We start from the raw sequence: 6980 nt of genomic DNA, 5'->3' as shown, positions 1-6980 counted from the left end.
CGTCAACTGCGTGCCGTTGAACGATCCGTCGGCGGCTTCGGTCGCGAGCTGCTGCGCGGTCTGGAGCAGGGTGCCGATGTTCGACAGGGCGCCGTCAGCGGTCTGCAGGAAGGATTGCGCGTTCGAGGTGTTGGAAGAGGCTTGGTTGAGGCCGCCGATCAGGCCCTGCGTTTCCATCGCCATTGCAATGCCTGCCGGGTCGTCAGACGCATTGACGATGCGTTTGCCGCTGGAGAGCTGGGCGATCGAGTCGTTGAGTGCGTTCTGGTTGGCTGTCAACGCATTCGATGCGGTCAGCGATCCTATGTTGGTGATAATACTAAGGGACATGACAGTTTCCTCTTATTTGCAGTGCATCATTGATGCCGTTTTTGTGACCGGTTGTTGTAACCGGCTTTCACTTATGAGACTGCCGTAGCGCAGTGTGAGAGGGACGAATCGGAGGGCCAACAGGAAGGAGTTTTTCCTGCACTGAACGAAACGATGTTTTCGGTGTCCGGCCGCGTCACACCTGGCACACCGCGTGTGTCAGATATCGACCTCGCCGCGATGCGGCGCAGAATCCGCGCCCAGTAACGAACGAAGTTTTCCTAGTGCTTTCCCAATGCGCCGCACCCGGGCTGCGATGGTACTTTCCTTGCTCCCCCTTCCGTCGTGCACAAGACGCAAACCGGAATTCCCGCGCTCGTTGACAGCTATGGGCTTGAACGCTCTGAGCTGCATCAGCTGCGGCTGCTTGCGGAGCGGCTCTTCGATCAGTTGCGCGAGGAACTGGCGCGCTCGTTGCGCTGCGCGGTGCGAATGCTCGAGGTCAGCCAGGGCGCTGAGACGATGGTCGAGTTCTGTACCGATCCGCACGCGCAGCATCTGGCGATTCTGGGTTTCGACGGCGAAGCCGCGGTGGTGGTGCGGCTCGAGAAGTCGCTCGCATTTGCGCTGGTCGATGCCGCCTTTTACGCGGATTCGCCCTCGCAGCCGCGCGACGGCGGTGAGCGTAAGCTGTCGCTGACCGAACAGTACATCCTGCAGAGTACGCTGGGATTGGCTCTGGCCGCCGTTCTGCGCAGGGTGTTCGGAATTTTCTTCGGTTCGCGCACTGACCTCGAGCTGATGCGAATGGAGCACAGCCCGCGGCTGGTTCCGGATGCGCTGCCGCCCGCGGAGCAGATCGTTACGACCGGCGTTAAATGCCTTGTCGGTCACACCGGAGGCGGCGCGATCGATATCGGTATTCCGCTCTCGATTATCCTGCAGGTTCGGACCCGGCTCGTGCCGCCGAAAACCGTCAACGCCCATGACAATCCTGCCAGTCGCGCGCGCAAGCTCCTATCCGGAGCGCGGGTGCGGCTCGACGCCGTGCTCGGACATCGGATGATGCCGCTCAACGAAGTCCGCGCCCTCGCGCCCGGCTCGATCATCCTGTTGCAGAAATTGACGAACGGCGTGCCGTGCATCGAACTGCACTGCGGCGGCCACGCCTTGTTCAGCGGCACCGTTGTGCAGCACCGCGGATGGAATCGTTTTCTTATTCACCGACAAGGGGAATGTGATGGAGACTCCTGAAACTTCAAGCAGCCCGACGGAAGTCCAGATCCAGGCGCCGCCGCCGGTGGCCAAAACCAGCGCGGCCAAAACCGGATCGCCAAATCTCGCCTCGCTTGGCCTCGATGGCGCCGACTTCAGCGTGCTCAAGCAGGTGCCGATGACGGTGCAGGTCGAGATCGGGCGCACCGTGATGACGCTCGGTGAAGTGCTCGACGAGCTCGATGTCGGCGCCAGCATCCGGCTCGATCGCCACGCCGGCGACCCGGTCGAGGTTTACGTCAACGGCGCGCTGTTCGCGCGGGCGGAAGTGGTGCTGATGCAGGATCAGATCGGCGCGCGAATCATCGAACTCGTGAGCCCCGACAAAGCCACACGGCCCGCGGGACTTCGCTGACCATGCTTGCACCATCCAACAATTTTCAGTCAGCAACGAGCGCCACGCTGCCGCGCGTCAGCCTCGGCCCCGGCGCTCCTGCCGAGTTCGGGGATTTTCTCGCCCACGCCGGAATCGACGTTCTGCCCTACGCGCAAAAGCATCACGCGCCACTTTATGTTGATTTCATGGGCGCGCGCCCAGCCGGAACCGAGGTCGTCAGTATCGATTTGGCCGAGCGCGGCTCGCGTCCGGCGCGGGCCAACGCGGATCTGGCGACTGACAACTGGCAGGCTGCTGCCAGTCTCGTCATCTCCCGCGCACTTGGACTCAAGCCCGCGCTCATCTCCGGCGACGGGGCGCTGCTCGCGATCGTCAAGAGCGCGATTGGCGTTGCGACCAGCTCCGTGCCGGTAATCATCAGCGGCGAGATCGGATCGGGCAAGTATAACGTGGCGCGCTTGATTCATTGTGCGAGCCGATGCCGGGGCGGAATCTTTACGCTCAACTGCGCCAGCCTCGACGATGCCGAGCTCTTGAGCCTCGATGATTTGCCCGAAGCCGGGCCGCACGGATCGTCGGCCGGGGCGGCGATCGTCTATCTCGATGAACTGGCGGAGTTAAGCGAGGCCGCGCAGATGAAACTCGTGCAGTTTCTGCAGGCGGTCGATCGCATTCCGGCCACCGATCCGGCAGAGGCAGGTTCACTGAGAATTATTTCGGCGACCAATCGGCAAGTTGTACAACTGCTGACTCGCGGTGAACTGCGGCGCGAACTCTACTGGCGGCTCAACGTTTTCAGCCTCGAATTGCCTTCGCTGCGCGATCGCATCGGCGACGTGGCGATGCTCGCGCGCTACTTTCTGCATCGGGCCAATCCGCGCCGCATGTTCACGCCGATGGCGCTCAAGATCCTGGGCGGCTACTCATTTCCCGGCAATGTGCTCGAGCTCGAGAGCCTCGTTACGCGGCTCGCGATCGCACCGCTGCAAAGCGGTTCGAGCCTGATTGACCTTGCCGATATTCGGCGTCACCTGGTGGTCGCGCAGTCCGAGACGGATGAGAAAGTGAGCGGCTGGAAGAACAGCCGCGAAGAGGCGCGCCGCGAAATGATCCTGCGCACGATCGCGGCCGCGGGCGGCAATCGGATCGAAGCCGCACGGCGGCTCGGTATTACGACACGCGCACTGCAGTATCACATCACCAAGGCGGGACTCTCTCGCCGTCGCACCAGGTGCAGGTCTGCGCATGCCGCGAGCGCGGCGTCGCCGAGCGGCCAGCCGGCGCCGTTGTTTGCCAGCGTTAACGACGACTCAGCGTTCGCTCCGGCCGCCGCCGCGCTCGGGAGCCCACTGCCATGAGCTCCAAGGCCAACGTCGGTCCAGGCAAGATCGATCTGGTTAGCGTGCTGGGGATCCTCGCCGGTCCCGGCAGCATCCTGTTCGGCCAATGGCTCGAGGGCGGAGAGCTTTCGAGCCTGCTGCAAAAAAGCGCCGCGCTCATCGTGCTCGGCGCAACCATCGCCGCCTGCATGCTGTCGTTCTCGCCCAAGTACCTGATGGCGGCGCTTCGCGACATGCGCAAGGTCATCAGCGAGGACGCACCCGACCCCTTCGATCTCATCGATCGCATGGTCCATTACGCGACCATCTTGAAGCGCGAGGGCCTGGTCCCGCTGCAGCGCTACGCCAAGCAGGAGCGCTACGGCATGCTCGCGACCGGACTCAACCTGATTGTGAGCAACGTGTCGCCCGAAGCGATGGCGACCATCATGGAACGCACTTTTCACGAGCGCATCGAACACAACAACGCCGGGGCCGAGGTATTTGACGCAGCCGGAGGTTATCTGCCGACCTTCGGAATCCTGGGCGCCGTGCTCGGCTTGATTCACACCATGCAGCAGCTCAATGACCCGTCGAAGGTCGGAGTCGGCATCGCGACGGCCTTTGTCGCGACGGTCTACGGCGTCGGCACGGCGAACTTAATCGCGTACCCGGTCGCCAAGAAGATCCGCTCACGCGCCCGTGTGGAAAAGCAGCTCGACAAGATCGTTGTGACCGGCGTCAAGGCGATGCGCGAGGGAATGGGCGCAATCGCGTTGCGGCAACTACTCAGCGAGGGCTTAACTCCCGCATCCGGCACCCACGCCAAGACCGAGGAAGCCGCCAAGGCCGCAGCCTGACGCTGCCGCGCCAGGAATTCAACCATGGAAGATAACGACGAAGGCGGCGGCGGTCACGATTCCAGCGAACGCTGGCTCGTGTCGTACGCCGATTTCATCACGTTGCTGTTCGCGCTGTTCGTGTTGCTCTACGCGCTGTCGATGTCGTCGGGCCAGCAGGTCAATCGTGACTGGGTGGCCATGGCGACCGCGGTCGGCGCGCGCCCGCACATGGGCGGGATACGGCCCGGCCTCGGCGCGACAGCCGTGAGCGGTCCGGATTTGATGGCGATCGGGCAGAAGCATCAGCTGGTGACCATCGGCAAAAGCATCCAGCATGCACTCGCGAAATTTCCTAATTCTGGAATCGAGGTTCACGCCGACAGCCGCGGGATGGTGGTTACCCTGTCCGCGGCGAAGTTCTTCGACAGCGGTGCGGCTGAGATCAATCCCCCCCAGCTACCCGCGCTCGACGCGTTGATCAAAACGATCTCCGATTTGCCCAACAATTTCGAGATCGATGGATTCACCGACTCCAATCCGATCTCGACCGAGCGCTTTCACGATAACTGGGAGTTGAGCGCGGCGCGCTCGGCCAGCGTTCTGCGTTATATTGTGGCGCATTCGAGCATTCCCGAAGCGCGCTTCGCGGTGGCCGGCTATGGCCCTTATCGCGCCATCGGCGACAACTCAACCGACGAAGGGCGCGCCCGCAACCGCCGGGTCGAAATCGTTATCAAGCCGACGGAGCAGCCGTAGTGGACGCGCAGCAGCAAACCGGCCAGAGCGGCGAAGAGATCACGCTCTACGAGATGTGGCGGCCGATCATCCGGCCCCGCCGGCGAGTCACCATCGAGCGCATCCATCAGAACCTCGCCGAGGATTGGTCATCGACGCTGCGCGACTTCCTCGCGCGCGGCGAGCAGTTCGAGTTCGCGGGCCTGTCGTTCGAAAACTTCCAGCAACTGAGCGACAAGGACAGCGGCGAATGCCAGACTGCCGCGTTCGCAATCGAAAGAACCGAGATCGTCGGTTTTCTGCTGCTGCCCGATGCGCAGGCGCGGACGTTCGTCGACAACCGGCTCAGCATCGGCCAGTTCAAAGACGAGGCCGAACCGGCGCGGCGCGGCTTCTCGCGTATCGAGGGCGCGATCGTACGTGACGCGATCAACCTGATGCTGACGCGGCTCGGGGCGGCATACGCATCGGCAGGCCTCGGCCACCTGGTGGCGACGCGGCAGAGCGAACGGCTCAAAGACACTCTCGCATTCTCGCTGCAGGATTATCTCGTCGTCCTGCACTTTCGAGTTGGCGCGCTGCCGAATCCAACGACGGTCACGATCGCGATCAGCAGCAATATCATAAACGCGGTGCGCGACATGGCGGGCACGGATCGCCTGGCCGGCGAATCGCCGCGGTTGCGCGCCGCAGCCTCGGAGCTGCCGATGCGGGTTGACGTGGTGCTGGGAAATTGGGCGACAGACGCGGAAGATTTGGCCGCGATAAAAATCGGTCAGAAAATCATTCTGCCCGACGGCGCCGACGCGTGGCTCGAGGCCGGCGGCGTGCGGCTTGCGAAAATCCGCGCGCGATTCGACGATCCCGAGACCACCATCGACATCAGACCAGAGCGCAATCCCTCGACGCTGCCGCATGGGTTCAGCGGCGGGCAAATCGTGCTCGCGGCGGTCATCGCGCGGCTGCGCATCGCAACCGGAATGATCGCGGCACTCACTCCCGATGATGAACTCGAAGTCGAACCGGAAGTTGGATTCAAACCGATGGTTCGTTTTGTAGCAGGCGGACGAACGATCGCCACCGCATCGGTCGCGATCGAGAACGACAGCCTTGTGGCGACGATATCAACGCTCGGCGCAGGACCTCCGGGAAGGAAAGACGATCGATGGCTATTCAGGAAGAAGGCAGCGGCGAACTTGGCGTAACGAATCGCGCGGCGCTGCTCGTGCTCACGCTAGAGAAGAACGTGCTCGCCAACGTGATGAAGCATCTCAGCAGCAACGAGCTGACGATGCTGATGCAGGGCTACGAGCAGCTGATTCGCAGCGGGATGCCATCGGACGATCAGCTGATGATCGTCGGCAAGACCTTCCTCGAAACCGGCTTCGTCAATCCGACCACGCATTTCAAGGATGCGCTGGTGATGGCGTTCGGTCCCGAGAGCGCCGACCAGATCCTGCGTCACGATCACTGGCGCATGATCTCCGAGCGCGTGAAACCCGAAGCGCTGGCGCAGGTGCTGCGCGGCGAACGCACTGAAGCGATGGCGATCGTGCTGGCGCAACTGCCGGCGCGCTACTCGGCCGAGGTTTTGTGCGCGCTGCCCGAAGACCTGCGCGCTGACACGGTCGATCATCTGGCGCGCTCGGCCTCGGTGCCGGGCCGCGCGCTCGACGCGATCCTGCGTGCGATCGAGGAGAGCTTCAGCGCCTCGGTCGGAATCGATGACGCCGACGCGAATGCCGGGCCGCGGCGCGCCGCGCAGATGCTCAACCAGCTCGACTCCGAAAGCGCGACGGCGATCGTCGAAAAGATTCGCGCCGGCGACCCCAAGCGCGCGACCGCAATCGAACAGGAAATGTTCCACTTCCAGGATTTCCTCAAACTCGACAGTCGTGCCCAGCAAACAGTCCTCGTCGAGGTCAAGCCCGAGCGCCTCGCGCTCGCGCTCAAGGGTATCAAGGACGAAGAGAAAGAAATCGTGTTTGGCGCGCTGCCCGACCAGGTCAAGCGTATCGTCGAGCAGGAAATGGAAGATATCGGCAAGGTGCCGCTGCGCGAAGTGCGCGCCGCGCGCCGCGAGATAACCGACCTCGCAATCCAGATGGATCGCGACGGCAAGATCCGCCTCCGCGTCGACCAGGATCTTATCGGTTGAGGACG

8 protein-coding genes are annotated in these 6980 nt (G+C 62.9%); 7 read left to right on the top strand and 1 reads right to left on the bottom strand.

Annotated features, from left to right (window positions below):
• A partial coding sequence (locus VMA09_19385) for a flagellin (GenBank protein ID HUA35782.1) occupies positions 1-330 on the bottom strand: 330 nt, incomplete at its 3' end.
• A gap of 324 nt (positions 331-654) precedes the next feature.
• Between VMA09_19385 and VMA09_19380 the strand changes: the two genes are divergently transcribed.
• The 7 genes from VMA09_19380 to VMA09_19350 are packed head-to-tail and all read left to right on the top strand — an operon-like array spanning position 655 to position 6975.
• A complete protein-coding gene (locus tag VMA09_19380; GenBank protein HUA35781.1) occupies positions 655-1563 on the top strand; it encodes a FliM/FliN family flagellar motor switch protein in 909 nt (302 codons plus the stop codon).
• The gene (locus VMA09_19375) at positions 1550-1939 is read left to right on the top strand and encodes a FliM/FliN family flagellar motor switch protein (GenBank protein ID HUA35780.1); all 390 of its coding nucleotides are present in this window, start codon (positions 1550-1552) and stop codon (positions 1937-1939) included. The genes VMA09_19380 and VMA09_19375 overlap by 14 nt, the downstream gene beginning before the upstream one ends.
• Positions 1940-1941: 2 nt before the next feature.
• The gene (locus VMA09_19370; GenBank protein ID HUA35779.1) at positions 1942-3279 is read left to right on the top strand and encodes a sigma 54-interacting transcriptional regulator; all 1338 of its coding nucleotides are present in this window, start codon (positions 1942-1944) and stop codon (positions 3277-3279) included.
• Positions 3276-4100, top strand: a complete 825-nt coding sequence (locus VMA09_19365) for a MotA/TolQ/ExbB proton channel family protein (protein ID HUA35778.1) — start codon at positions 3276-3278, stop codon at positions 4098-4100. The genes VMA09_19370 and VMA09_19365 overlap by 4 nt, the downstream gene beginning before the upstream one ends.
• A gap of 24 nt (positions 4101-4124) precedes the next feature.
• Complete coding sequence (locus VMA09_19360; protein HUA35777.1) at positions 4125-4838, top strand: OmpA family protein; 714 nt, start codon at positions 4125-4127, stop codon at positions 4836-4838.
• The gene (locus tag VMA09_19355; GenBank protein ID HUA35776.1) at positions 4838-6022 is read left to right on the top strand and encodes a hypothetical protein; all 1185 of its coding nucleotides are present in this window, start codon (positions 4838-4840) and stop codon (positions 6020-6022) included. The genes VMA09_19360 and VMA09_19355 overlap by 1 nt, the downstream gene beginning before the upstream one ends.
• Positions 5983-6975, top strand: a complete 993-nt coding sequence (locus VMA09_19350) for a FliG C-terminal domain-containing protein (protein ID HUA35775.1) — start codon at positions 5983-5985, stop codon at positions 6973-6975. Before VMA09_19355 ends, VMA09_19350 begins: the two co-directional genes overlap by 40 nt.
• The last annotated feature ends 5 nt before the right edge of the window (positions 6976-6980 follow it).

The sequence above is a fragment of the Candidatus Binataceae bacterium genome (genome assembly GCA_035508495.1).
Lineage (GTDB): Bacteria > Desulfobacterota > Binatia > Binatales > Binataceae > JASHPB01.
The sequence above is the reverse complement of the archived record's forward strand: the minus strand, read 5'-3'. Positions and strand labels throughout refer to the sequence as shown.